We start from the raw sequence: 24,685 nt of genomic DNA on the forward strand, positions 1-24,685 counted from the left end.
CGCGGCCGACGCCGGAGATCGACTTGTTCGGAAGATCCGCCGTGTCCTGGCTCGGCGGATCTTCCGAACAACTGGCGCTAGGGGGTGCGCAGGTCAGCTGGTCGCGCCGGGGACGAGGGTGAGCTCGTCGCCACCGGCGTCGCGGATCGCCTTCTCGCTGAACGGCCAGTCGTAGAGCTCGTTGTTGACCCAGGCGTCGGTCTGGTCGCTGTAGTGGGCGTCGTAGGTGTGGCCGCTGTTGCCGGTCTGGTTGACCCAGCGCGACTTGTCGAGGTCGGAGAGGTCCACGACCATCCGCATGGAAGGCGCCCAGTCGACGTCGAACGCCTTGTCGGAGTCCTCGTCGTCGAGGCCGACGCTGGCGTCCCAGCCGTTGGCGTCCACGATCGCCGACCCGCCGGGCATGTTGATCGGGCCTCGGTTGAAGAGCTTGGCGACGACGCTGGGGACGTCGTCACCGCCGAGCACCTGGTGGGTGAGCGTGAGCTGGTGCAGCTGCCCCCACTGCCAGTCGGCGGCGTCCTTGCCGAGCTCCTTCGTCAGCTGGAGCCGTGCTGCCACGAGCGCCTTGCGCAGGATCTCCGACTGGCCCTCAGCCACGCCGGGCGTGCGCTTGTCGTCCCACCACGCGGAGCCCTCCTTGGTGAGCAGGACCGTCATCGCGCGCATCCACTGGTCACCGCCGTCGGCGCGCAGGTCCTTCGGCAGCTCGTCGTTGAACGTGAGGTTGAGCAGGTTGGCCCACACGGCGTTGTAGTAGGCGGCCGCCGCGCCGGACTCGCTGTCACCGACCGGGTTGGTGAAGTCCCAGCCGCGCAACAGGTCCTGCGCCTGCTTGGTGAAGTCGTCGTTGCCGAGGTCGACCTTGAGCAGCGCCTTGACCAAGGTGGGTGCGAACTGGCTGCGGGTGTCACCCTGGATCTGCGACATCATCGCCGGCGTGATCTTGGCTTCCTTCTCGACCAGCGACCTGATCCGCTGGCTGCGGTAGCCGTAGTCCCACTCGGTCGTGAGGAACGGCGTCCCGCTCTCGGTGACAGCCTGGTTGGCCGCGACGATGAAGCCCTCGGGCGGGTTGTAGGTGTGCGGCATCTCCTCGAACGGCACGTAGCCCTTCCAGTCCCACGACGAGACCCAGCCCGGGCGGATCCAGAAGCCCGGGGCGGCCTCCATGTAGCGGCTGCGGATCGGGATCCGGCCGGGCGCCTGGTAGCCGATGTTCCCGTCCGTGTCGGCGTAGATCAGGTTCTGCGACGGCACCGCGAAATCCTTTGCGGCCGTGCGGAACTGCTCGAAGTTCTGGGCGGTGTTGAGACCGAAGATCGCGTCGGCGGTCTGGGTCACCTCGATGCCGGTCCACTGGAGCGCGACCTCGTAGGACCCAGCACTGGGACGCCCGTTGACCGGTGGTCGGTCACCGGCGTTGGCGACGTTCTCGATGGCGTCGGACAGGATCGGGCCGTGCACGGTGCTGCGGACCGTGATGGTCTGCTCTCCCCCACCGCCGCCGATCTTGATCGTCTCGGTGCGCATCGTCAGCGGGACCTGCTTGCCATCCCGCAGGTAGGTGTTGCCTCGCACCTGCTCGAGGAAGAAGTCGCTGACGTCGGGGCCGAGGTTGGTGAAGCCCCAGGCGATCGACTGGTTGTGGCCGATGACGACGCCCGGCAGCCCGGAGAACGAGTAGCCGGCCACGTCGAACGGGCACGAGCTGCCCACCGACCGACAGTGCAGACCGACCTGGTACCAGATACCCGGGATCGAGACCCCGAGGTGCGGGTCGTTGGCCAGCAACGGCTTGCCGGTGCTGGTGCGGTTGCCGCCCACGACCCACGAGTTCGAGCCGATCCCGTCGCCGCGACCCATCGTGACGGGGACGGCGTTCAGCGCACGCTGCACCACGGCATACGCACGCTCGGCGCCCGGCGTGGTCTCGGCGGCGAGCTCGCCCTTGACTGCGGCCCTGGCCTTCGCGCCTGCGCTGCCGGGAACGGCCGAGTTGGCGGACGTGGCTGAGGAGGTGAGCGGCGACCAGTCCTGGCCGGAGAGGATCGGCTTGTTCGCGTTGTAGTCGTAGGCCGGGTAGAGCTCGTTGATCTGGTTGATCGGCATCGAGCCGGCGAGGCGGGCCCGCATCAGCTCGGCGCTGTAGTCACCGCGCAGGTCCCAGGCCATCGCCTTGAGCCAGGCGAGGGAGTCGGCCGGCGTCCATTCCTCGACGCGGTAGTCCGTCACCTTCTGGCCCAGCACGACGTACTCGAGCGACATCTTCGCCGGGTCGCCCTGCTGCTTGATGTAGGCGTTGACCCCGTCGGCGTAGGCCTGCAGGTAGCGGCGGGTCTCGGGCTTGAGGGTCGGCAGCTCCGCCTCGGCGACGCGGCGCCAGCCGAGCGTGCGGATCACGCGGTCGGTCTCGAGGCCGCCCTCGCCGACCAGCTCGGACAGGCGGCCGGCGGTGATGTGGCGGCGCAGGTCCATCTCGAAGAACCGGTCCTGCGCGTGGACGAAGCCCTCGGCCTTGAACAGGTCGTCGGCGCTGTCGGCGTAGATCTGCGGGATCCCGCGGTCGTCGCGCAGGACGCTGACCTTGCCGGACAGGCCCGGGAGCTGGATCTCGCCCTCCGTCGTCGGGAACGGACGCCGCACCCACGTGACCGCGAGAACCGCGACAATTCCGAGGACGACGACGAGCAGAGCTGCCACGGCCACAGCAATGCGGCGGGCGAGAATGGCGCGAGACACCCTGCGAGACTATCCGCACCACACCAAGGGAAAGGACGTGACGGGCCGTGCGCGCTGCGATCCTCCCGGGTGTGGCTCCCGAGGTGCTTTCGGGGGTGATTCCGAGCACGCTTCGGTGGGTCGGGTCGTCCGACGCGTTCACCCTCCGCGACCTCACGCCGGCGCTGCTGATCGGCTCGCTGGTGCTGCTGGTCTCGGTGGCCGCAGTGCGCCTGTCGCTGAAGTCCGGGCTCCCCTCCCTGCTGATCTACCTCGGCATCGGCCTGGCCATCGGCGAGGCCGGACCGTTCCTCCAGATCCGGTTCGACTCCAACGAGCTGACCCAGGTGCTCGGCTACGCCGCGCTCATCCTCATCCTCAGCGAGGGCGGTCTCAGCACGCGGTGGGAGGGCATCCGCCGCTCGGTCGGACCGGCCGCCGTCCTGTCGACCGTCGGGGTCATCGTGTCGGTGGCCGTGGTCGCGCTGGCCGCCCGGTTCGTCCTGCACCTCGACTGGAACACCGCCCTGCTCGTCGGCGCGATCCTCTCGTCGACCGATGCCGCCGCCGTGTTCTCGGTGCTGCGCCGGGTGCCGCTGCCCCGACGGATCACCGGCATGCTCGAGGCCGAGTCCGGCTTCAACGACGCCCCCGTGGTCATCCTCGTGACCGCCCTCGCCGCGCGGTCGGCCAACCCGGCCGACGCCGAGGGCTGGTTCACCCTGGCGCTCAAGGCGGTCGCCGAGCTCGGCGCCGGTGCCGCCATCGGCCTCGCCGTGGGCTGGGCGGGCGGCCAGTTCATGCGCCGGTCCGCCTCGGGTGCGTCGGGTCTGTTCAGCATCGGGGTGGTGGCCCTCACCGTCCTCGCGTATGCCGCGGCGGCCAGCGTGCACGCCAGCGGCTTCATCGCGTGCTACCTGGCGGCCCTGGTGCTGGGGAACCTCAAGCTGCCGCACGGGCCCGCCGTGCTCGGCCTGTCCACCGCGCTCGGCTGGCTGGCCCAGATCGGGTTGTTCGTGCTGCTCGGGCTGCTGGCCTCGCCGAGCAAGATGGGCAGCCAGATCGTCCCTGCCATCGTGATCGGGTTGGTGCTGCTGCTCTTCGCGCGACCCCTGTCGGTGCTGGTGTCGGTCTCGCCGTTTCGGCTCGGCTGGCGCGACCAGGCCTTCCTGTCGTGGGCCGGGCTGCGGGGGGCCGTGCCCGTCGTGCTCGCCACCGTCCCGCTCACGGTGGGCGCCCGCAACGTCAGCTGGATCTTCGAGCTGGTCTTCGTCCTCGTCGTGATCTTCACCCTCGTGCAGGCGCCGACGCTGCCCTGGGTCGCGGGGCGCCTCGGCATCGTCGAGGACTACCGCAGCCTCGACCTCGCGGTGGAGGCCACCCCCCTGGAGGAGCTGCAGGCCGAGCTCATGCAGGTCACGGTGGGTCCGGCATCGAAGCTGCACGGGGTCGAGGTGTTCGAGCTGCGCCTCCCCGAGGGGGCGAACGTCACCCTGGTCGTGCGGGGTGGCAAGGGGTTCGTGCCCGGCAACAACACGGTGCTCCGGCGCGGCGACCAGCTGCTCGTCGTCTCCACCGCCGAGGTGAAGACCCTGGCTGAGAAGCGGGTCAGGTCAGTGAGCCAGCACGGCCGACTGGCCGGCTGGCGCGACCCGGCCCCTCGGGTCCGGGGTCGCGGCGGGCGCCTGCGCGACGCCGGCGCCCGGCTGCGTACGGCCGGTGGCAGCCGCCGCGACGGCGGCAGCGGGAAGAAGTAGCCCTCGCGCGGCCTTATAGTTGGCAGTCGAACCATCACAGTGCCAGCCCACACAGTGCCTGCCACGGCTCGTGTGCGAGCCGGCCAGGACGCCCCTTGGAGGAACAGTGCCGACGTACTCCTACGCCTGCACCGAGTGCGACCACCGCTTCGACGCGGTGCAGTCGTTCAGCGACGACTCCCTGACGGTCTGCCCCGAGTGCCAGGGCCGGCTGCGCAAGGTCTTCAACGCCGTGGGCGTCGTGTTCAAGGGTGGCGGCTTCTACCGCACCGACTCCCGCAGCGGCTCGTCCTCCTCGGTGCCGGCCGCCAGCTCGAGCGACTCCTCGTCGTCGTCCAGCTCGTCCAGCTCGTCCTCGGACTCCGGCTCGTCCTCCTCGGCGAAGTCGACCCCGTCCAAGGCTGACGGCTCGGCCGCCTGACGCGCCACGCGGCATACCTGCACCGCCCGCCCCGTCCACAGGGCGGGCGTCGTCGTCGGCGCGTCCACAGGCCCCCGCGCGGGAGGTGCGGCCGCCAGCCCGCTGCGTAGGCTGCTGGCATGACCTCGACCCCTCGCGCCGACCTCGGCCTCATCGGCGGTTCCGGCTTCTACGAGTTCTTCGAGGCGGCCGAGCGGGTGAGCGTGACCACGCCGTTCGGCGACCCGAGCGACGACCTCGTCATCGGTGCGGTCGACGGTCGGCGGGTGGCGTTCATCGCCCGCCACGGCCAGGGCCACCGGTTCCCGCCGCACGGGGTCAACTACCGCGCGAACCTCTGGGCGCTGCGCTCGGTCGGGGTCCGCCAGGTCCTCGCGCCGTGCGCCGTCGGCTCGCTCAAGCCCGAGCTCGGGCCGGGCACGATCGTGGTGCCCGACCAGGTGGTCGACCGCACCTGGGGTCGCGAGCACACCGTGTATGCCGCGGAGGGACCAGTCGTGCACGTCGGGTTCGCCGACCCCTACTGTCCGCGCGGGCGCGCCGTGGCCCTCGGGTCCGCCGAAGCCGCAGGCAAGCCGGTCACCGACGGAGGGACGCTCGTCGTGGTCAACGGCCCCCGGTTCTCCTCCAAGGCCGAGTCCGCCTGGCACCAACAGGCGGGCTGGACGATCGTCGGCATGACCGGCATGCCCGAGGCCTCCATCGCCCGCGAGCTGGCGATGTGCTTCACGACCGTCGCCCTCGTGACCGACCACGACGCCGGCGTTGACGGCGGCGCGGCGGTCACGCACGAGGAGGTGCTCGCCGTCTTCGCGAAGAACGTCGACGGGCTCAAGCAGGTGCTGCGGTCCGCGCTCGGGGCGATGCCGGCCGAGGAGCCGGACGACACCGCCGTCTGTGCGTGTCGTCGCGCGCTCGGCGGGATCACCCTGCCGTTCGAGCTCCCGAGCTAGGCGAGCTCCCATGCCTGCGACCCTCGACCGGAGTGCGCCTGCAGGGGCGCGCCCTGCGGGCCGTCTGCGCGGGGCGGTCGGCTGGCTGCGCGGCCCGGGTCGGCGCCGGCAGTGGCGTCGGCGGGTGGTCCGACGTGGCCTGGCCGTGGTGTGCGCGGTGGCCGCGGCCGCCGCGCTGGTCGGGATCGCGCGTTCGGCAGACCCGCGACCGATGGAGCGGGTCGTCGTCGCGGTGCGCCCGCTGGCCGTCGGGGAGATCGCGACCCCGGCAGCGCTGCGTGAGGTCTGGTGGCCGGCCGACCTCGTGCCGGAGGCCAGCGTCCACGACCTCGGCGCGGTGCTGGGTCGTCCCCTCTCGGTGCCGCTCGGTCGTGGCGAACCCCTCACCCGCACGCGCGTCACCCGCGGCGGCCTGCTGCTCGGCCAGCCGGTCGACATGGTGGCGGTGCACGTGTCAGTGCCCGATCCGGGCGCGTTGGCGATGGTCTCGGCGGGTGACCGGGTCGACCTATGGGGGCCCGACGGCCTCGTGGCGCGCTCGGTGCTCGTGTTGAGCGTGGACAATTCTTGGACCACCGACTTCGGCGCGGTCATCCAGGGCCAGGGGTCGTCGAGCGGCTACGACGTCGACGGCGGCGGGATGGTCGTCTCAGCAGGTCACGAGGTCGTGGGCCGCATCCTCTCGGTCCCTGACGACGCCCTCGGCCGCACCCAGCTCGCCGTGGTGCTCACCCGCGACCGACCGCGGGTGGGCTGAAACCCTCGCGTCACACCCGTGCCGCCAGCCCCAGAGTCGCTAGCGTGGAGCGCGTCAGACAGACAACTAGGGAAAGGTCGCGACACCCATGAAGGGTTTCAAGGACTTCGTCATGCGGGGCAACCTCGTGGAGCTTGCCGTCGCCTTCATCATCGCCGGCGCATTCGGCACGGTGGTCAAGACCTTCACCGACCTCCTGATGGGGATCATCGGCAAGGCCGGCGGGAAGCCCGACTTCAGCACCTACAAGCCCGCAGGCCTGCCCGTCGGCATCTTCCTGACGGCACTGGTGGCGTTCCTCATCCTGGCCTTCGTCGTCTACTTCTTCGTGGTGAAGCCGTACGAGGTGGCCAAGGCTCGCTACGCGAAGGTCGAGGAGGACGCTGCCCCGGACGAGAACATCGTCCTGCTGCGGGAGATCCGCGACTCGCTCCGCGGCCGCGCCTGACCGAGCTCCCGGTTCGAGGTGAACGCGCCGGTGATCACCGGCGCGTTCACCTCGAACGGGAAGAGAGCTCGGCGGTCAGTCGGAGCCCCAGTGCGGTGGACGCTGCTCGCGCAGCCACCGGTCGTGCGCCGACTCGTCGTGGCTCTCGCCCCACCCTGCGTCGGTGTCGTCCGTGGTCTGCTGGGTCGGCAGGTCCAGCGTCGGGGCGTCGGGCTGGTCGGAGGTTGCCGGGGCGATGACCCGCTTGGCCTTGCGCCCCCGCACCCGACGCGCGCGGGCTCCCTCGTCGGACGCGGGCATGAACTCATCGACGATCGGCTCGGCCGACACATCCGCTTGGTCAGGGTGGACGTCGTCGAACAGCGAGGGCGCGGACGCGCCATGCTTCGCGTCGGGAGCATGCGCCTCTGACGCGGTCGCTTCCGGAGCAGTCGCGTGCGGAGCGGTGGGCTCTTCGGCGACGGGCACTGCGGCGGCGCGGCTGGCCACGGCCTGCTGCACGGCGGCGTGCACACGGGCGACGTCGCGGGCCGGGTCGCGAAAGAGGTCGGTGGACCAGACGCGGACGTGCATCCAGCCGAGCCGGCCGAGCTGTTCGCCCCGCAGCCGGTCGCGATCGCGGCTGCTGCGCATCGCGGCATAAGACGCGCCGTCGGTCTCCACGGCGACGAGGACGGTGCCGTGGTGGTCGGGGTCCTCGACGGCGAGGTCGATCGGCTGGCCGGCCGACCCGTAGGCCTCGTGCACGACGAGTCCGGTGTCGCGCAGCCGACGGGCGAACTCCGCCCGCAGCGGGTCCGCTGCGCGCGGCTCCCGGCTCGGGCTGGGCGCCTCGGCGGTGGGCGCAGCCGGGAAGGTGCCGTCCGCGGCATACGCCAGGAAGTCTCGGAGCATGACCGCGCCGCGCGCCTTGAGGCGAGCGGGGTCGAGGTCACCGGCGAGCAGCGACGAGACGACGGTCATGCGCCGGCGCGCGCGGGTGATGGCGACGTTGAGGCGACGTTCGCCGCCCTCGAGGTTGAGCGGACCGAACCGGTGCAGCACCCGACCGTGCGGGGTCTTGCCGTAGCCGACCGACAGGATGATCGCGTCGCGTTCGTCGCCCTGGACGCGTTCGAGGTTCTTGACGAAGAAGCGCTCGGGCCGGTCCTCGTCGAAGAAGTCGCCCACCCCGGCCGCGGCGTCGGTGGCGAGGGCGCGCCGCAAGGCGTCGTCGAGCCGGGTCGCGTGCTTGATGCCGAGCGCGATGACGCCGAGCGACTCGTGGGGCCGGCTGCGGGCGTGGTCGAGGACGAGCTCGACCACCCGTGCGACCTCGGCCTCGGTCGACTCGATGGCCTCCTCGCCGGGCGTGACCACGCCGGAGCCCTCGACCGACTCGAGGCGCACGACCGCGTCGGTGCCGGTGCCGGGGAAGGTGACGAGCGAGCCGTCGTACATCTCCTGGTTGGCGAAGGCGACGAGGCGCTCGTCGAGCGAGCGGTAGTGCCACGACAGGCGGCGGGTCGGCAGCGCGGCGGTGAGCACGTCGAGCACCGACTCGAACCCCTCGGTGAGCGCCTCGGACTCGGGCGCGGCGTCCTCGTCGACCGCCGCGGTGAAGAAGCTGCTCGGTGGCAGCTGGCGTTCGTCACCGGCCACGACGACCTGGTGGGCGCGCGAGATGGCCGAAACAGCCTGGGCCGGCGGGATCTGCGAGGCCTCGTCGAAGATCACCACGTCGAACCAGCGCCCGGGCGGCAACACAGACGCGACCACCAGGGGCGACATCGCCCAGGCGGGCTTGGCAGCGGTGAGGGTCTCGGCGGCCTTGGGCAGCAGGTCGCGCAAGGGGCGGTGGCGGCGCGCCTTGCCGGCCTCCGCGCGCACCAGCGCCTCCTGGTCGGGGTGGTCGGCCAGCACCTCGCGCAGCCGACGCCCGGCCCCGGCCCGCACCCGGTCGGCGCTGACGCGCAGGTGGGCGTGGTCGGCGGCGACGTACTCGCGGGCGACGCGTTGCAGCTGGGCGCCGTCGTGCGCGCCGTAGCGAGGGTCGCGCACGATGAGGTCCTCGGACAGCGAGGTCCACCAGACGAAGTCGAGCTCGGCCGCGACGTCGTCCGGCTCGACGCCGCGACGGGCGAGGTCGTCGAGCAGCGCTCCCATGCCGGACTCGCGCAGGGCGTCGAGCGTGCCGAGCACCTGCGGCACCACCGTGAGGCGGTCGGGTCGGGCGTCGAGCTCGGCCATCCGCTCGCGCAGCTGCCCGAGCGTGGCCCCGAACAGGTCGCCACCACCGGGCGTGCCGGCGAGTCGCTCGCCCAGCCAGGTGAGGTCGGCCGAGAGCGCTTCGTATGCCGTGCGCGCCCGGTCGAGGTCGACCGGGATCTCGGGGCGCCCGCCCGCGCCGGCCATCTGCTGCCAGGCGAGGCGCTGGGTCTGGGCATCGAGCAGGGCCGCGTGCAGGTCGGCCGGCGGCGGTCCGGGACGCAGCAGCGAGCGGGCCTGACGGCGCAGCCGCCAGCGCGAGTACCAGCCCAGCGCAACGCCGTTCGCCTCACGCTCGGCCTTGCTGCCGGTCGCCGCGACGAGCTCGCCCAGCGGGATGTCGAAGATCTCCGGGCGGAATACCTCGAGGGTGTCGCGCACCCGGCCGACCGAGTCGAGGACGTTGCCCCAGTCACCGGTGCGCTCGGCCTGCGGCAGGCTCACGTCGGAGAAGACGTCGTGCATGGTCTGCTCGACGTCCTGGAGCCCGCCCTGGCTGAGGCGACTGGTGATGTCGCGGGCCCGCACGGCCTCCTCGGACGTGGCGATGCGGGCGCCGAACCAGGGGTCGGTCCCCTCCTGCGTCGACCAGGCACCCAGGCTGGCGGCCTCGGTCAGCTGTCGCCCCAGCTCCTGGACGCGCTGCCGGTCGAGGCCGGCGAGCTGCTCGCCCCGCACCCGGACCCGGGAGGTCGGCGGGTGGGCGCGGCTGCCGAGGGTGGCGATCGCCTCCTGCGCCTGGTGCGCGGAGACACCCCAGGGCTGGCGCACCTCGTGGAGGGCGGCGGCGTGCTGCACCAGGGTGGCTCGCCGGTCGACGAGGGCCTGCTCGATCTCGGTGGTGTCGGGGTCCTGCACCTGGCTGCCGCGCTCGAGGGCAGCGCCGAACTGCTGGGCCAGCCGGCGCCGGTTGCTCGCGCCGTCGTAGGCGTCGAGGACGAGGTCGCCGAGCCCCACGCCGTCGAGCCGCGACAGCACCGCGTCGATGGCGGCGCGCTTCTCGGCGACGAAGAGCACCCGCTTGCCCTCGCCCGCGAGGCTCGCGATGAGGTTGGCGATGGTCTGGGACTTGCCGGTGCCGGGCGGGCCCTTGATGACGAGGTGGGCGCCGGAACGGACCGCGTCGATCGCGGCCTGCTGGGTCGAGTCGGCGTCGAGGATGAGCAGCTCGTGGGCCGGGTCGGAGTCGGCGGGCGACTCGGGCACGGAGGTGCGCACCGCTCGCAGCGCCCCGGGATCGCCGGCCAGGGCCGCGATGACATCGTGGTCGGCGAGCGAATCCCCTTGTGCCGCAAGGTCGGCCACCATCGGGAGCTTGGCGTAGGAGAAAGTGCCGACGACGAGCCGCGGCATGACACTGAAGTCGGGGACCGACTCGCACAGGCGGGCCAGCTCGAGGTAGACGGGGTGCGGGTCGAAGGCGCCGCTGGCGTTGGCCAGCTCCTCGAGGGCGGCGGTGTCGAGATCGAGACCCTGCTCGGAGCGCAGGTAGTGCTCGAGGACGGGGTTGAACTCCACGTCGTTGCCGAGGTCGAGGTCGAAGTCCTCACGGGCTGCGCCGGTGGGCTTGAGGACGCAGGACCGCAACAGCACGGGCGCGGCGGGGGCTCGCGACGCGCCGCGGACGGTCCAGCTCGCCATGCCGATCGCGATGAACCCGGCGGCGATGCCGCGCTCCTCGGAGAGCTCGAGGGTCTTGGCGCGGATCACCCGGGCCCGGCGGCGGGCCTCGTCGAGGGCCGCCGGCTCGCGGACCAGGTCGGACAGGCGGGTCGGTCGGCCGGCCAGCAGCATGGCCAGGCCACCGGGGTGCGCGGTGGTGAGGTCGAGGGTGCCGCTCGGCAGGTCGCGGTACCAGAGCAGGGTGTTGCGGCCACCGAGGTCGACGAGGTGCCGCTGCCAGGCCTTGACCGCCTCGGCGACCCGCGCACCGCGCGGGTCGGCGTCGGGCCCGTTCGGGGCGGGAGCATCCGCGCTCGGGACGGCACGCGACGTCGGGTCGGGGGTGCTCGCGTCAGGCGTCGCCGTCGGCACGGGTGGGGTCTCGTCGGTCGGCGGGGTCACCCAAGCAGGCTAACCAACCTGGTCGCCCTCGCGGTCAGGCAACACGGTGTCGGGCAGCACGGGGTCGGGGGTGACCGAGGTGTGGCCCGCGACACCGTCGGTCGGGGTGGTGGTGTCGACGCGGATCAGCAGCGACGCGAGGGCGACGATCGCGGCGAGGACGGCCGAGCAGGCCCCGAGCACCGAGTAGCCGAGCTGGCCGACGACCACGCCCGCGAGCGCTCCTCCGCCACCCGCTGCAAGACCCATGACCAGGTCGGCGGCGCCCTGCGCACCGGCTCGCTCGGCCAGCGGCACCGACTTCACGACCAGGGTCGAGCCGCTGACCAGCGTGAACGACCAGCCGAGACCCAGCAGGAAGAGCCCGATCGCGAGTCCCGCCGACCACCCGATCGGTGCCTGGGCGGCGAGCACGCCCGCGACCACGAGGATCATCGCGCCAGCCAGACCGCACGACCGTCCGCCCCAACGGTCGACCGCCAGGCCGGTGAGCGGCGAGAACGCGAACATCCCCAGCACGTGGATGCTGATGACCAGGCCGATGACCCGCAGGCTCGCCCCACCGTGGTGCATGTGCAGCGGGGTCATCACCATCACGCTGACCATGACGGTGTGGCCCAGCGCCATCGTCACGAGGCCGAGCAGCGCACCGGGATGCGCCAGCAGCGTGCGCCACCCGCGGACGATCGACCCGTGCTGGCGCTCCAGCGGCTCGGTCGCGGCGGCGGCGGCGCGCTCCCGCGCGAGCAGGAGGGGGTCCGGCCGCAGCATCAGGAAGAGCACGGCCGCCCCGAGGATGAGCCCGAGCAGCGAGAACACGTAGGGGCCGGTCAGCGGCGGGATGCCCAGCCACTCGGCGATCGGCTCCCCCGGACCCGCGAGGTTGGGACCGAAGACCGCGCCGATCGTGGTCGCCCACACCACCGTCGAGAGGTCCCGCCCGCGGTGGGACTCGTCGGCGAGGTCGGCCGCGGCATACCGGGCTTGGCTGTTGGCGGCGTTGGAGCCGCCGAAGAGCGCTGCCCCGGCGAGGAGCAGCGGGAAGTTGCGGATCGCGCCCGCGATGATCATCGTCAGCGCTCCGGTGATGCCGAGGGCGTAGCCGAGGAGCAGCCCCCAGCGGCGGCCACGCGCGGCCATCACGTGGGCCATCGGGATCGCGATGAGCGCGCCCCCCAGCACCTGGAAGGTGCCGCCGAGCCCGGCGAGGTCGGCTGACCCGCCGACGTCCTCGGCGAGCAGCGCCCCCACGCCGGCGCCGGCGGAGACCCCCACGCCGACGAGCACCTGGGTGACGATCAGGGTCGACACCGTCTGCCGCTGGACCGTGCGGAAGTAGTGGGGCGCGTGGTCGGCAGGCATCCGGCCAGTATGCCGCGCGGCCCAGACACGGGAACCGGCCCGGCCCGCGGGATGCGGACCGGGCCGGGGGACCCGCCGGCTGGGACCTGCCAGCCCGCCGGCGGGTGGCTCAGCCGGCCCCGGTCTGGGACCACGCGGCATACGCGGTGCCACTGGGCATGAGGAGGGCGACGGTGCCCGCGGTGACGACTCGGCGCGTCCAGCGCTGGCGAGCGGTCACGAGCTGCCGTTGCCCTGGCCCTGGGTGGCGAGACCACCGAAGGCGAGCGGGAACGAGACGTTCTTGCAGCCATCTTGCGACGTGGCGGTGTCGAGCATCATGACCGTCAGCGGGATGCTGATCGAGGAGTTGCGCGGCACGACGTAGGTGACGGCGCCGGGCCTGGTCGCCTCATAGCCGCTGACGACGAGGTTCGTCGAGCCGGCGCACGAAGGGTTCGCGTCCTTCGGGGTCGCGGTGAGCTCGAGGATCCGGTAGGCGACCTGGTCGGGGTTCGTCACCGTGACCGAGAGGGTCTTCATCTGACCGGGACGCAGCTCGTTGACGGCGCTGACGGCAGCGAACGGTGCGTGGCCGGGGGCGTCAGCGGCGACGGCGCTGCCGTTACCCAGCACCAGCTTCAGCGCGCCGTCCCGGGGAGCGGGTTCGTCACGGGTCATCCGGACGCCACAACCGCCCATCAGGGCGAGGATCACGACGACGCCGATCACGACCGCAAGGTTGCGGCGCTGGCGTGGTGTGGTGGCCATGGGTTCATCTCCCGGGTCGGTCATGCGGTCGTACCTGGGCTTGCTGCCTGGCTGGGCCTTGGTGGGCTTGCTGTGGGCGGCCTGCCGCCCGGTGGTGGCTCTGTGCATACTTGCCGTCGCCACCGCACCGCCACATCCTCTGTCAAGTCACGCAAGACTGTCTTTAGTTGGGCAAGAAACCCCCCGATTGGCTCTAGGTTTGGTCAAGAACCTGCGGGCATTGCGTGGCATGGTGTATGGCTTCTGTCCGTTTTGGCCAGTAATCGACCATTTGCGGTCGGGGCGTGGTCGGCCACCCGCCACTGGCCGCCACGAGGGTCCGGGCACGACGAAGCCCGCTCGCCGGACTGGCGAACGGGCTTCGGGCGGCCCCTCTCGGGGCGGAGGGCGGACTAGTTCAGGTCCGCCAGGGGCATGTAGGCCGTGTTGATGCAGCCGCTCGACTTGCCCACCTTGGTGAGGCCGGTGCGGTCGCCGGTGTAGAAGAACTGCGGCGAGGTGGTGCGCAGGCTGGGGTACATCTGCTGGTGGGTGTCGTCCACGTGCTGCAGCCCCACGGCGTGGCCGAGCTCGTGGGAGAGCAGGTTCTGGCGACGCAGCCCCGTGCCCGTGCCGCCCTTGAGCTGGCTGAGCATCTGCGGGGTGTCGATGACGACGAACCCGCGCTGCGCGGCGACGGTGTAGGTGGTCGTGCCGCCGACCGTGCGCGCCACCCAGCCGTAGTAGAGCCCGCCCTGCCCGAGGGTGGATCCGGAGAGCGCGTAGTCGGTCTTGGTCGGCGACGTGAACGCCACGACCAGCTCGGCGGTCTGCTTGGCCATCGACCCGACCCGCGGGACCTCGGTGGTGCTGCCCTTGTAGACGAACCGGAAGCCGGTGCTGTTCTGCACCTGGACCAGCGCCTTCTGCGTGTCTGCCAGGACCGTCGCCCGCTGGGCACTCGGCACGGCGCCGAGGTTCACCTTGTAGGTGATGCCCGTCTGGCAGCCGTTCCAGCGCACGACCTGCTTGGTCCCGTTGGGGAGGCTGGCGTAGGTCAGCTTGTAGGTTGCGACGGCGCCGTCGGCGACCAGCGGCGTGGTGGCCATCGAGGTCACCGCGAGTGCGAGTGGCACCAGGGTGGCGCCGACGACGGCGAGTGGCTTGGGCATGCAGGTTCCTCTGGCTCGGGGGGCGGCCGGGGCTTGAAACCAGAGGGTATGCCGCGTCTGGCCCCTTTCGTGCCCAGATTGGCGCGCGACTCGTCCCTTCGGGTGATCCGCATCTGACCAGGTGGGGCGATGGCCGTTTGCCTCCAGTTGTGCCTCGTTCACTGTCCCTAGTGAACGGGGCGGATCGGGCTCTCCTCACGCCTTCGCGGAGCTGGCCGGTCGGGCCTGGACTGGCTGCGAGGCCTGGGAGGCGCACCGGGCGGCATCGAGCACCTGACCGGCACGGGCGAACAGGTCCGCCGCCTCGGCGAACAGGCCCGCGGCGCCGTCAGTGTCGTCGAGCGCAGCGGCGAGGTGGGCCTTCGCCTCGAGCACCGCGGCCGGCCAGGCCGTGCCCTCCCAGTTGGCTGCCGAGCGCTCGGCGGCAGCAAGGTGGCGGCGGGCTGCGCCGAGGTCGTCCGCATCAGCGCACGCGATGGCGGCCGGGACCTCGAAGGTCACGGCGCAGAACGGGCAGAAGTCGGTGTCCCCCATGGTGGCCTCGGCCCGCTCGACCACCACCCGCGCCGCGACGGGGTCGGGAGCGGCGACCACCATCGTCCCGTGGATCCGCTGCAGGAGGTGCCTGCCGATCACGGACCACCGGGCCAGGGGCAACGCCTGCTCGAGCAGCCGCGCGGCGCCCTCTCGGTCGCCCCGGGCGAGACGGACCTCGGCGAGGCGCTGGAGCGCGTGCGACTCCCCGGCCGGGGCGTCGGAGTCGCGGTGCAGGTCGACGGCCTCCTGCAGCTCGCGCTCGGCGAGGTCGAGGTCACCCATGAGCAGGGCGGCCTCGCCGATCAGCGCGGTGGAGAAGGCCACCCCGCGCAGCGCCCCGTACGCCTGCGAGCGCCGGCGCAGCACCCCGGCCAGTTCGATGACCTCGGGATAGGGCACACCGCCGTAGAGCAGGTACTCGGCCACGCAGAGGTGCGCGTCGAAGAGCGCGGTCGTGAGGCCCGTGTCGGAGAGTGAGCGCCGGAGCTCGATGCGGAACCGCTCGAACCACTCCCCACGCTGGTGCGCGATCATCCCCTGCAGCGCGATCAGGTCGACGTAGCGCCACGGGTCCTTGAGGGTGAGGAGGGACTGGCGCGCCCCCACCGCCAGGTCCCACGCCCCGTCGATGTCGCCGCTGAAGTAGGCGAGGTTGCCGCGGGCCAGCAAGATCGGTCCGTCCGCGTCGTCGCCCAGGAGCTCCAGCCCAGCAAGGGCCGATCGCGCCGTGTCGAAGTCGCTCGCGAAACAGGCCGAGCGCGCCAGCCGGGCGCGCACCAGCCGGTGCTCCACCCCGCTCGTCAGGGGCACCGCGGCGCGGTAGCTCGCGATGGAGGCCGGGTCGCCGAGTGCCGTGAGGAGGTCACCGCGACGCGCCAAGAGGTGGCCGAGCACCTCGTCGGTCGCGAAGGAGCTCACGGCGTCGACGAGGTTGAGGGCATCACGGTAGGCACCGAGGGCCCCGGCCGTCTCGACCGCCGGCAGGACGTAGGGGATCGCCTGCCGCGGCTGTCCCGCGGCGAGGTACTGGTGGGCGATCCGGGCCGGGGACGCCCCGAGCCGGGCCAGCTCCCGCGCCACCTCGACCCGGGCGGCGCTCTGTGCGGTAGGTGGCATGCTGTCCAGCACGGCCTCACGCACCAACGCGTGCCGGAACTGGTACCCGGTCTCCGACCACTCCACCACCAAGCCGGCCTGGGCGGTCTCGAGGTGCTGGTAGGCCTCGGCCTCGCTGACGCCCGCCACGGCGAGGAACTCATCGGTGGTGAAGGACAGCCCGAGCAGGGCGGCGCGTTGGAGGGCACGAAGGGTCTCCGGCGGGACGCTGGCGAGCGTCGCCGGCTCGCGCCCGGTCGCTGTGGCCGCTCCGAGCTCGAGGGCCGTGAAGGGCAACCCACCGCTGACCGCCCAGATGTGTTGTCGGGTGGCTTCGTCGAGGCCGGGGAAGCGCTCCCCGAGCAGCCGCAAGGTGCCCGACTTGCTGAGGGGGGCCACGTCGATGCGCGACCCGATCCCCCGCGCGACCAGACTCGTGTGGACCTCCGCCAGGGCCGCGTTGTGGGTCGTGCGGTGCGCCAGCACCAACAGCACCTGGTCCGACGCGGCGCAGCGCGCCAGGTAGTGCAGCAGTCGCAGCGACGCCTCGTCGGCCTCGTGGAGGTCGTCGATGACCAGCAGCAGGCCACGGCCGGCCGCGCCCAGTCGCAGGAGCTCCGCCGCCGCCACGAAGAGCCGCTGGTGGGCGCTCTCCCCCGACCAGCTGACCTGACGCTCCGAGAGGGCTCGGTCCAGCTCCTCGCGGTAGCGGTCGTCCAGCCCGTCCAGCAGGGCCGGGTGCCGGCGACACAGGTCGCCCAGGGCCTCCAGCACCGGGGCGTAGGGCCACGGTCCTTCGACCGCTGAGGCCGTGCCACGGCCGGTGCGCCAGCCCGCCCTCGTGGCCAGCACCTCCGACAGGTCGAGCACGCTGGACTTGCCGACGCCCGGTGGGCCCGTGACGAGGACGGCTCCGCCGCGCCCACCCTGGGCCACGGCGATCCGCTCGCGGAGGGCATCGCCCACCGCTCGCCGGCCGACCAGTCGACGCTGTTCGGTGGGTGCGGTCTCGGTCGGGGCGGACTCGGTCCCCAGGGCCATCAGCTCGGCGCGCAGCGACTCGGCCTCGACACCCGGCGCCGTGCCGAGCTCGCGACGCAGGACCAGCTCGAGCCGTTCGAGCTGACGCAGGGCCGCCCTGACGTCACCCCGGTCGGCATGGGCCCGCGCCAGCGTGAGGTGCGCCTGCTCGTCGGCGGGGTCCGCCGCCACCAGCTCCTCCCAGCGTCCGGTGACCCGCAGTAGCTCGCGGTGGAGCAGGGCCAGCGACTCACGGTCGTCCTGGGCCCACGGCTCGTAGAGGTCGTCGGGAAGCAGGACCCCGCCGTACAGCTCGAGGGCAGCCGTGGCTGCTGCTGCTCCGCCGTCCGAGCCCGCGAGCGCCGCCTCGGCAGCCGCCCGGAACTCGACGGCGTCGACGATGACGTCACAGTCGGGCAGGAGCTCGGCGAAGTCGTGCCGCAGGACGACACCGTGGCCCGGAGCATCTGCCAGCGCCCGCCGCGCGTAGTGCGCGGCCTGGTGGAGCCGGGGAGCGGCGGTCTCGGGCGACAGGTCCGGCCAGAGGAGGTCGATCACCTGCTCGCGGTGCAGTCGCCGTCCCTTGGCCAGGGCGAGCACCTTGACGAGCATGCTGGCATTGCGGCGGCTCCATTGCTGATCGGTGACCACGGAGCCGCCGACTGCTACCGAGAAGCCTCCGAGGAGGCTGACGCGCGCATCCATCGTCATCGCCGATCTCAAGGTGAGTGTCTTCAACGCTAGCGACCGGCACCGGGCATGTCAGCCGAGACAAGACCGCCCGTAACGGTCGCAACCGGACCAAGCGGTCGCGGCGGAAGGGACTGGAGCAGACCGACCTCGTCGCTCATGGCCGAGCTGACCTCGCGCAGCAGCTGCTGGATCTCACCTGGCCCCCAGTCGTAGCCGGCGATGCGACCGCTCACCTGGAACAGCTGTGCGGACAACGCATCCCGCTTGGCCTGGTAGCCGGCGAGGGCCATCGCCTCCGGTTGGTCCCCGCCCCACGCCGCGAGCAAGGCGTCGGCGAGCAGCTCGGCGTCGCGCAGGGCGTCGGTCATCCCGTGCGTCGTGATGGGGTCGCGGAAGTAGCCCGCGTCGCCGACCAGGGCCCACCCCGCACCGTGCGAGCGCCGCACGTGCCCGGGCTGACCGGACCAGCCACGGAGCCGGCCGACCCTGGTCGCCGCCTCCAGCCGGTGCCGCAGGGCGGGCGCAGCCTGGGCGAACAGCTCGGCGAACGCAGCGTCTGCGCCCTGCCGCCGCGCCAGCTTCAGCCGTTCGGGAGTGGTGCCCACGAAGACGCAGGTGTGCCCGTCGTTCGTCGGGATGAGGCCGGCCGCGGTCGCGGAGCCGTAGGCCCACTCGTATCCCTCGGTCGGAAAGCCGTCGAAGTAGCCGTAGAGCACCGCACCCTCGGTGGCCGTCGAGCGCTCGACCGGCGCCGCCACGGCAGCCGCGACGGTGGACCTGATGCCGTCCGCACCGATCGTCGTCCTCCCGTGTGCCGTGAACGAGCCGTGGGCCCCGTCGATGCCGCGCACCCCGGTCACCCGCCCATCGGCGTCGGTGAGCAGGTCGGTGACGAAGGCTCCGTGCCGCACCTCGACCCCGGCCGCCGCCGCTGCGTCGACGAGGATCCGGTCGAGGACGTGCCGGCGCGGTGCGAACAGCGCCGGCACGCCCTGGCTGGCGCGGATGGAGATGCGGACGGGGCTGGCGCCCGGGTAGTGGAACAGGGTCCGCGTCACCGGCGGGGTGCCGGCTGCGACGACGTGGTCGAGCAGACCCCATCGCGAGAGCTGCAGGACCCCGGCGCGCATGAGTCCGTGGGTGGACAAGGTGTCGGCGCCGTAGGGCATCCGCTCGAGGAGCAGCACCTTGGCCCCGGCCCTGGCCAACAGCATCGCGGTGGACGCGCCGGCCACGCGACCGCCGACGACGACGGCGTCGTAGGTGGTCATGACGCCTTCCCCTCGAGCCGCTCGTCGAGCGCTTCATGCTCGGTCTGGGATCGGGCCGAGTCGATGAGGTCGGCGACCACCAGGGCCGCGTCGTGCCGCGCACCGTCGACCATCCCCGAGTCGCGGCGCGTCTGGAACCTCTGGCCCACGACGTAGACCCCCGGGGCCTCGGTCCGGCCGCGCTGCTGGCGGATCGACCCGTCCGCTGCGGTGATCGGGAGCTTCAGCCACGGATGGCTCTGGCGGTAGCCCGTCGCGAGCAGGACCGTTCGGATGTCCGCAGCCGCCAGGTCCAGGGATGCCGGCGCGCCCTGCACCGCAACGGTTCTCGGCCGCTCGGCCGCCCAGACCTCACGGGTCAGTCCGCTCTGGTCGATGTGCCGGTCGACGGCGTCGAGGAACCGGTGCATCCGGTTGTCGGCGCTGTTGACCGAGTCGGCCAGGTCGTCGGCGAAGCTCACCTGCTGGCCGTCTGCACCCAGGAGGTGACCGGCGAGCCGGACTCCCCTGGCCTGCAGCGTGCGCAGGTCGAGCTCTCGGGACTGGCCGTGACCCCTCCGGCCGACCAGCTGCATCGACGGCTCCCGTCGAGCCGCCTCGGCGTCGCGCACCTCGTCGATCGTGCGGGCCGTGCGACCGGTGCGCTCGAGCCACCAGTAGATGTCCATGCCCCGGTACTCGCGTGGCATGCGGTTGTGCCGTCCCACGGCCACCACGACGTCGCGGCCGGCAGCAGCCAGCTCGTCGGCGATCTGGACACCGGAGGCCGAGGCCCCCACGACCAGCACCCCGCCCTCGGCGAGCTGCCGGGCGTTGCGGTAGTCGGCCGAGGTGGTCAGGTGGACGTCCGGGCCGAGGCCCTCGAGGGCAGCCGGGATCCGCGGCTGGGCGCCGGGTCCGGTGGCCATGACGACGTGGCGAGCCAGCCAGGTCGCGCAGTCGGTGACGACGCGGTAGCGGTCACCAACGGCACTCACCTCCTCGACGCGCACACCAGCCAGGACCGGCGCACTGAAGCTCGCGGCATACCTCTCGAGGTATCGGACGAACTGGGGGGCGCTCATGAAGCCGTCGGCGTCGGGGCCGGTGTGGGCCCACTCGGGGAGGCGAGCCATCCAGTTGGGGGTGAGCAGGTGCAGGGAGTCCCAGCGGGACGTGCGCCAGCTCTCGGCGACGCGACCACGGTCGAGGACGATGTGGTCGCGGCCTTCGAGGGTCAGCAGTCGGCTGACGGCGAGGCCTGCGTGGCCGGCACCGATGACGACGGTGTCGATGGCGGGCATGGTGGTGCTCCTTCTGGTGCGCCCCGTCCGGGATCGCCGGACGGGGACGCGCCTGGTTTCGCTCAGCCGGTCACGACGGAGACGGAGACGGGTGTGGGGTTGGTGATGACGTCGTAGACGGCGGAGCGGCGGCGCGACTGCTCGACGATGCCGCGCAGGGTCTCGTCGTCGGCGTCGCCCTCGATGTGGAACGTGACGCGGATGCCCTGGTAGCCGTTGCGGACCGAGCCGTCGGACAGCCCGAGGATGCCGAGCAGGTCGATGTCGCCCTCAACGGTCGAGGTGACCTTGGTGAGCGTCACTCCCCTGGCCGACGCGATGTTGGCGACGCCCGCGGTGAGGCAGGCGGCGAGGGCATGGAGCAGGTACTCGACCGGCGTCGGAGCCTTGTCGGCGCCAGTGAGGACGACCGGGTGGTCGGCGTCGAGCACCGTCTCGTGGGTGTGCGTCAGCTCCTGGCCGGCGCCGTAGAAGCCGTGGATGCGCGACTGGCTGTGGGTGCCGGTCTGCCAGGTGTTCTCGGCGCGGAACTGGAACTTGGCGATCTCGTTCTGCCCCTTGACCGCGTCGAGGGTGGCGAACAGCGTTGCCACGTCCACGCCGTTCAGGGATGCGGGGGTTGCGTATGCCGTGTTGCTCATGGGTGGAGCTCTCCTTCGGAAGTGCCGGTGGTCCCGGCGGTTGTGGTTGATGGAGAGGACCGTAGGAAGGGCACCTTTCGGCGACCTTTCGGCCGCGGGTGGGGCTCCCGGCCGGCGCGAAAGGAATGGGGCAGCACGAAAGGTCGCGGGCGGCGGCGCGGAAGGTCTGCGGAAGGTCGCTCGGTCAACCTCCTGGCAGGCACCAAGGAGATCGGCTCCTTGGCCTGACCAAGGAGAACGACATGAGTGAGTTGACGACGATGGCGAGGGCCGTGCACAAGGTGGCGACGCTGGAATCCCAGCACCCAGTCCACGCGATGGCGTACGACCTCGCACTCGAGAAGCGGCAGGCACGCCGTGCCCGCTGGTCGCAGTTCCGATCACGGCGGACCGTGTCAGCCAGGCGTGAAGCAGCTCTCAGCGCTGGATGCTGAGATGCGCTGCACGGAGCGGGCGCGTCTCGGGGAGCAACCCCGGCGACGCGCCCGCCTTGCTATGCCGTGCCCCTCAGTGAGGGGCGGCGCCGCATCGGCAGGCGGGTGGGACGTCGGCGACAGGGGCTATCGCTCGGCCGCGAGCGCTGCGGCCTGCTGGTTGATCCAGTCGGTGGCCGAGCGGGGCGTGATGCCGCGCTCGCGCAACGGGGCGTCGTCCCAGTTGATCTCGGACTCGTCCATCGTGACGCCGAGACCGACGATGCTCGCCATGGCGTCGCCACGACCGCTCACCTGCAGGACCCTCATGACGAGTCGCGCCACCGGTAGGGGTGCGCGCTGGACCTTGAACGACCGGCCGGTGGCGCGCTCGGCGACAGCCACACATTCGTTGCGGCTGAGGGCTTCCGGGCCTCCGAACACGATCACTTCGGGCGGGTTCCGCTCGGTGGCGACCGCTGCCACCAGGGCTGCGGCGTCCTCGGTGGCGACCCACCGGTGCTTGGTGTCTCCCTTGCCGAAGGTGGCGACCCGGCCAGCCTGAATATCGAAGCGCCCGACGGCCGCGACATGCACCTCTTGGAACGCGTCGGGCCGCACGACGACTCGTCGCATCGGGGAGCTCGCGAGCCGGCGCTCGGTGGCGGCCTTGGCCCGCGCCATCGGCATAGGGGGCGACTCGTCGAGGCCGGCGTAGGAGACGTAGACGAACCGCTGGACCTTGCTGTCTTCCGCGGCGTCGATGAGGTCGGCCATCCCCCGCTCCTCGACCGCACGGATGGTGGGCCCCTTGACGCCGGCCAACCGTCGACCGATGACCGTTGCGGTCGCGACCACGATGTCCACCTCATGGCACGCCGCTCGGAGGGAGGCCGGATCGGTCAGGTCGCCCCGGACGAGCTCGGCACCAGCGGCGCGAAGGGCAGACCCGTCCGAGCCTGCCCGCACCAGGCAACGCACCCGGTGCCCAGCGTCGAGGAGGCGGCGCACGACCCGGCCGCCAAGGTCACCCGTGCCACCCACCACGAGGATCATCGCGCCCTCCCAGGATCCCGGGCGAGGTCACCCGGTTGCTTCAGGATCGTCCTGCGCAGCGACCACGGTCAATGGGCGCGGGAGGTCCGGGCTTCCTGACCGGCAGACGGGCAGTGCCGGGCTTGGGCTACCCTTCCTGTCGCAGGGCTTCCAGTGCTCTCGGTTGCAGTGACCGTGACAGCGAGGGTTCCAGCCCTGCCCCGCCCTCGTAGCTCAGGGGATAGAGCACCGCTCTCCTAAAGCGGGTGTCGGCAGTTCGAATCTGCCCGAGGGCACCACTACCAAAATCGCAGGTCAGAAGCCTTTTCGGGGCTCGTTTGGTTCGCGCTTGAACGCCCGCCAACCCGCTGAGGTCCCTGAGTTGTCGCTCAGGCGTCCTGGGGAGGCCGTGGCTGACTCGGCCGGCCATCCAATGCCATCCTTGTGCCCCATGAGGAGCGGCACCGACGAGGATTACCACTACGCCTTGCGGGCCGCAGTCGGGAACGCGCTGGCATGCCACGGGCCCGCATCCGCCGATTTGGAGGAAGAGCACGGTGGACCGATCAGTTGGTGTGTAGACATCACCCCGCGACGACCAGGAGCGGCGAAGGCGTACCTCAGTCACATCGGTGGAGATGAAATCGTGCTCGGGTTCGGCGGCACCCACGTCTACATGTGGGACGACGAGCCCGACGAACTCGCCAAACAGGTGGAGTTGCTCTTCAGCGCTGTATTCAGCGGCCACTTCGTCGAGGCCGGACCCCGCAAAGATGCATTCGCGATCGTCGACACGGCAGCGGGACCCATGAGCGTGGGAAGGATGCACCTGCCCTGGCCGTGGCGCCTGCGAAGAACGCGTCGATACGCGGCCTACTCGCCACAGGACGACAGGGAATCCTCGGTACCTGAGAGGTAACGCGCTTCGGGCGCTTCGGGCCCTACGCGCACCCCACCGCACCCCGCGTACAACCACCGGACAGGAAAGCGCTCGACGTCATAGCCTCACGACCATGTCCGTCTTGCGCTGGGAACGCCGAGCCGAGGTTCCCCTACTCCTGCTCGCCCTCGCCTTCCTCGTGGCCTACGCGTGGCCAGTGCTCGATCCCAGGATCGACCCGACGCTTAACACGTTCCTGGACTACATCAGCTGGACCGTCTGGGCCGCCTTCGCGATCGACTTCCTGGTCCGACTCGTACTAGCCCGAAACCGTGCCCAATACGCCCTTCACCACTGGTACGACGTCGCCCTGATCGCCCTCCCGGTTTTGCGACCACTGCGATTGCTTCGCCTCCTGGCCTTCCTCCGCATCCTGAACAGGAGTGCAGCAGGCAACCTCGCCGGCCGGGTAACTACCTACGTCATTGGCGCCGCCGTAATGGCTGTAGGTCTCGGAGCCGTAGCCGTGCTCGACGCCGAGCAAGACGCCCCCAAGGCCAACATCACCAGCATCGGCGACGCCCTCTGGTGGGCCGCCACCACAGTGACCACCGTTGGGTACGGCGACCGCTATCCGGTGACCACCACGGGGCGGGTCATCGCCGTGACCCTCATGGTCGTCGGAATTGCCCTCGTTGGAGCGATCACCGCCTCCATCGCCGCATGGTTCGTAACCAGTCTCGACCGGGAGAAGCGAACGAGCGCCAACGAACCAGACTTCGTCACCGACGAACGTCGCTGAAGCCAAGCCCCGAGACCCCTTGGCCACGGTTCGCCCGTCACCACTTGGCCTCCGACCCGGCCTACTTGGTGATGTCCGCCTCGTCCCAGAAGTGACGGTCGATGATGTGGTCCGCCTCTGGTCCGCGGCAGCCAGCGGACTTGGAAAGCCAGCCAGCCCCCTCTCCAGCAACCCCTGACCAGCCAGGTCACCCTGCCTTGCCCGGACGTCACGAATCAAACCGGGATCAACGGCAACGACGGTTGGCCCCCACTCGCCCACCCCAAAGCCCAGGACGAAGTCACCGATCTTCTCCCCGGCCTGTAGATCCTGACCTGAGATCGTCGCAGAGCACGAGATACTCGGGTCTTCCGCGTCTGCAGAATTGGCTGCCTCGAAAGCGTC

Annotated in this window: 17 protein-coding genes and 1 tRNA gene; 8 read left to right on the top strand and 10 right to left on the bottom strand. The window is 71.5% G+C overall.

The genetic code is table 11. The features are described from left to right. Positions 1-93 precede the first annotated feature (93 nt). Positions 94-2,742 (bottom strand): penicillin acylase family protein, encoded by a 2,649-nt coding sequence (locus ACXJKD_RS11180; protein ID WP_457254621.1) that lies wholly within the window; start codon positions 2,740-2,742, stop codon positions 94-96. A gap of 47 nt (positions 2,743-2,789) precedes the next feature. Here ACXJKD_RS11180 and ACXJKD_RS11185 point away from each other — a divergent pair, with 47 nt between their 5' ends. The 5 genes from ACXJKD_RS11185 (at position 2,790) to mscL (ending at position 7,057) form a co-directional block, all read left to right on the top strand. Next, positions 2,790-4,478, top strand: coding sequence for a potassium/proton antiporter (locus ACXJKD_RS11185; RefSeq protein ID WP_457254622.1), 1,689 nt, complete (start codon positions 2,790-2,792; stop codon positions 4,476-4,478). A 106-nt stretch (positions 4,479-4,584) separates the two neighbouring features. Beyond that, positions 4,585-4,899 (top strand): FmdB family zinc ribbon protein, encoded by a 315-nt coding sequence (locus ACXJKD_RS11190; protein ID WP_457254623.1) that lies wholly within the window; start codon positions 4,585-4,587, stop codon positions 4,897-4,899. Positions 4,900-5,018: 119 nt separating this feature from the next. Next, positions 5,019-5,852, top strand: coding sequence for an S-methyl-5'-thioadenosine phosphorylase (locus ACXJKD_RS11195; protein ID WP_457254625.1), 834 nt, complete (start codon positions 5,019-5,021; stop codon positions 5,850-5,852). 10 nt (positions 5,853-5,862) lie between these two features. Next, positions 5,863-6,609 carry an SAF domain-containing protein gene (locus tag ACXJKD_RS11200; RefSeq protein ID WP_457254627.1) on the top strand — a complete coding sequence of 249 codons (747 nt, stop codon included), beginning with the start codon at positions 5,863-5,865 and terminating at the stop codon, positions 6,607-6,609. 88 nt (positions 6,610-6,697) lie between these two features. Next, entirely contained in the window at positions 6,698-7,057 is a 360-nt protein-coding gene (gene mscL / locus ACXJKD_RS11205) for a large conductance mechanosensitive channel protein MscL (RefSeq protein ID WP_457254628.1), read from the top strand. Between the two features lie 75 nt (positions 7,058-7,132). Here mscL and ACXJKD_RS11210 read toward each other — a convergent pair whose 3' ends face one another. The 9 genes from ACXJKD_RS11210 to ACXJKD_RS11250 all read right to left on the bottom strand — a co-directional run bounded on the left by ACXJKD_RS11210 (position 7,133) and on the right by ACXJKD_RS11250 (position 22,640). Continuing rightward, positions 7,133-11,368 carry an AAA domain-containing protein gene (locus ACXJKD_RS11210; RefSeq protein WP_457254629.1) on the bottom strand — a complete coding sequence of 1,412 codons (4,236 nt, stop codon included), beginning with the start codon at positions 11,366-11,368 and terminating at the stop codon, positions 7,133-7,135. Positions 11,369-11,377: 9 nt separating this feature from the next. Then, positions 11,378-12,730 carry an MFS transporter gene (locus ACXJKD_RS11215; RefSeq protein ID WP_457254631.1) on the bottom strand — a complete coding sequence of 451 codons (1,353 nt, stop codon included), beginning with the start codon at positions 12,728-12,730 and terminating at the stop codon, positions 11,378-11,380. A gap of 216 nt (positions 12,731-12,946) precedes the next feature. Beyond that, complete coding sequence (locus ACXJKD_RS11220) at positions 12,947-13,480, bottom strand: hypothetical protein (RefSeq protein WP_457254632.1); 534 nt, start codon at positions 13,478-13,480, stop codon at positions 12,947-12,949. 392 nt (positions 13,481-13,872) lie between these two features. After that, positions 13,873-14,631 (bottom strand): matrixin family metalloprotease, encoded by a 759-nt coding sequence (locus ACXJKD_RS11225; protein WP_457254633.1) that lies wholly within the window; start codon positions 14,629-14,631, stop codon positions 13,873-13,875. A 195-nt stretch (positions 14,632-14,826) separates the two neighbouring features. Next, positions 14,827-17,994 (bottom strand): ATP-binding protein, encoded by a 3,168-nt coding sequence (locus ACXJKD_RS11230; protein WP_457254634.1) that lies wholly within the window; start codon positions 17,992-17,994, stop codon positions 14,827-14,829. A gap of 29 nt (positions 17,995-18,023) precedes the next feature. After that, the gene (locus ACXJKD_RS11235) at positions 18,024-19,247 is read right to left on the bottom strand and encodes an NAD(P)/FAD-dependent oxidoreductase (protein ID WP_457254636.1); all 1,224 of its coding nucleotides are present in this window, start codon (positions 19,245-19,247) and stop codon (positions 18,024-18,026) included. Further along, positions 19,244-20,530: an NAD(P)-binding domain-containing protein gene (locus tag ACXJKD_RS11240; protein ID WP_457254637.1), complete on the bottom strand. Its 1,287-nt coding sequence runs from the start codon at positions 20,528-20,530 to the stop codon at positions 19,244-19,246. Before ACXJKD_RS11240 ends, ACXJKD_RS11235 begins: the two co-directional genes overlap by 4 nt. A gap of 62 nt (positions 20,531-20,592) precedes the next feature. After that, positions 20,593-21,171 carry an OsmC family protein gene (locus ACXJKD_RS11245; RefSeq protein ID WP_457254638.1) on the bottom strand — a complete coding sequence of 193 codons (579 nt, stop codon included), beginning with the start codon at positions 21,169-21,171 and terminating at the stop codon, positions 20,593-20,595. 560 nt (positions 21,172-21,731) lie between these two features. Continuing rightward, the gene (locus ACXJKD_RS11250; protein ID WP_457254639.1) at positions 21,732-22,640 is read right to left on the bottom strand and encodes an SDR family oxidoreductase; all 909 of its coding nucleotides are present in this window, start codon (positions 22,638-22,640) and stop codon (positions 21,732-21,734) included. Between the two features lie 202 nt (positions 22,641-22,842). Between ACXJKD_RS11250 and ACXJKD_RS11255 the strand changes: the two genes are divergently transcribed. The 3 genes from ACXJKD_RS11255 to ACXJKD_RS11265 all read left to right on the top strand — a co-directional run bounded on the left by ACXJKD_RS11255 (position 22,843) and on the right by ACXJKD_RS11265 (position 24,301). Further along, positions 22,843-22,918: transfer RNA gene (locus ACXJKD_RS11255), tRNA-Arg, on the top strand. A 152-nt stretch (positions 22,919-23,070) separates the two neighbouring features. Next, positions 23,071-23,538, top strand: coding sequence for a hypothetical protein (locus ACXJKD_RS11260; protein ID WP_457254640.1), 468 nt, complete (start codon positions 23,071-23,073; stop codon positions 23,536-23,538). Positions 23,539-23,632: 94 nt separating this feature from the next. Then, on the top strand, positions 23,633-24,301 hold the full coding sequence (locus tag ACXJKD_RS11265; protein ID WP_457254641.1) for a potassium channel family protein: 669 nt from the start codon (positions 23,633-23,635) through the stop codon (positions 24,299-24,301). Positions 24,302-24,685 lie beyond the last annotated feature (384 nt).

Source organism: Pedococcus sp. P5_B7, from assembly GCF_054049895.1.

What these genes read in the sequence shown, in the direction of transcription:
- ACXJKD_RS11240 (WP_457254637.1), bottom strand. Translation starts at nt 20,530, where the DNA reads ATGCCCGCCATCGACACCGTCGTCATCGGTGCCGGCCACGCAGGCCTC.
- ACXJKD_RS11230 (WP_457254634.1), bottom strand. Translation starts at nt 17,994, where the DNA reads ATGACGATGGATGCGCGCGTCAGCCTCCTCGGAGGCTTCTCGGTAGCA.
- ACXJKD_RS11265 (WP_457254641.1), top strand. Translation starts at nt 23,633, where the DNA reads ATGTCCGTCTTGCGCTGGGAACGCCGAGCCGAGGTTCCCCTACTCCTG.
- ACXJKD_RS11195 (WP_457254625.1), top strand. Translation starts at nt 5,019, where the DNA reads ATGACCTCGACCCCTCGCGCCGACCTCGGCCTCATCGGCGGTTCCGGC.
- ACXJKD_RS11200 (WP_457254627.1), top strand. Translation starts at nt 5,863, where the DNA reads ATGCCTGCGACCCTCGACCGGAGTGCGCCTGCAGGGGCGCGCCCTGCG.
- ACXJKD_RS11250 (WP_457254639.1), bottom strand. Translation starts at nt 22,640, where the DNA reads ATGATCCTCGTGGTGGGTGGCACGGGTGACCTTGGCGGCCGGGTCGTG.
- ACXJKD_RS11225 (WP_457254633.1), bottom strand. Translation starts at nt 14,631, where the DNA reads ATGCCCAAGCCACTCGCCGTCGTCGGCGCCACCCTGGTGCCACTCGCA.
- ACXJKD_RS11260 (WP_457254640.1), top strand. Translation starts at nt 23,071, where the DNA reads ATGAGGAGCGGCACCGACGAGGATTACCACTACGCCTTGCGGGCCGCA.
- ACXJKD_RS11245 (WP_457254638.1), bottom strand. Translation starts at nt 21,171, where the DNA reads ATGAGCAACACGGCATACGCAACCCCCGCATCCCTGAACGGCGTGGAC.
- ACXJKD_RS11220 (WP_457254632.1), bottom strand. Translation starts at nt 13,480, where the DNA reads ATGGCCACCACACCACGCCAGCGCCGCAACCTTGCGGTCGTGATCGGC.
- ACXJKD_RS11215 (WP_457254631.1), bottom strand. Translation starts at nt 12,730, where the DNA reads ATGCCTGCCGACCACGCGCCCCACTACTTCCGCACGGTCCAGCGGCAG.
- mscL (WP_457254628.1), top strand. Translation starts at nt 6,698, where the DNA reads ATGAAGGGTTTCAAGGACTTCGTCATGCGGGGCAACCTCGTGGAGCTT.
- ACXJKD_RS11235 (WP_457254636.1), bottom strand. Translation starts at nt 19,247, where the DNA reads ATGACCACCTACGACGCCGTCGTCGTCGGCGGTCGCGTGGCCGGCGCG.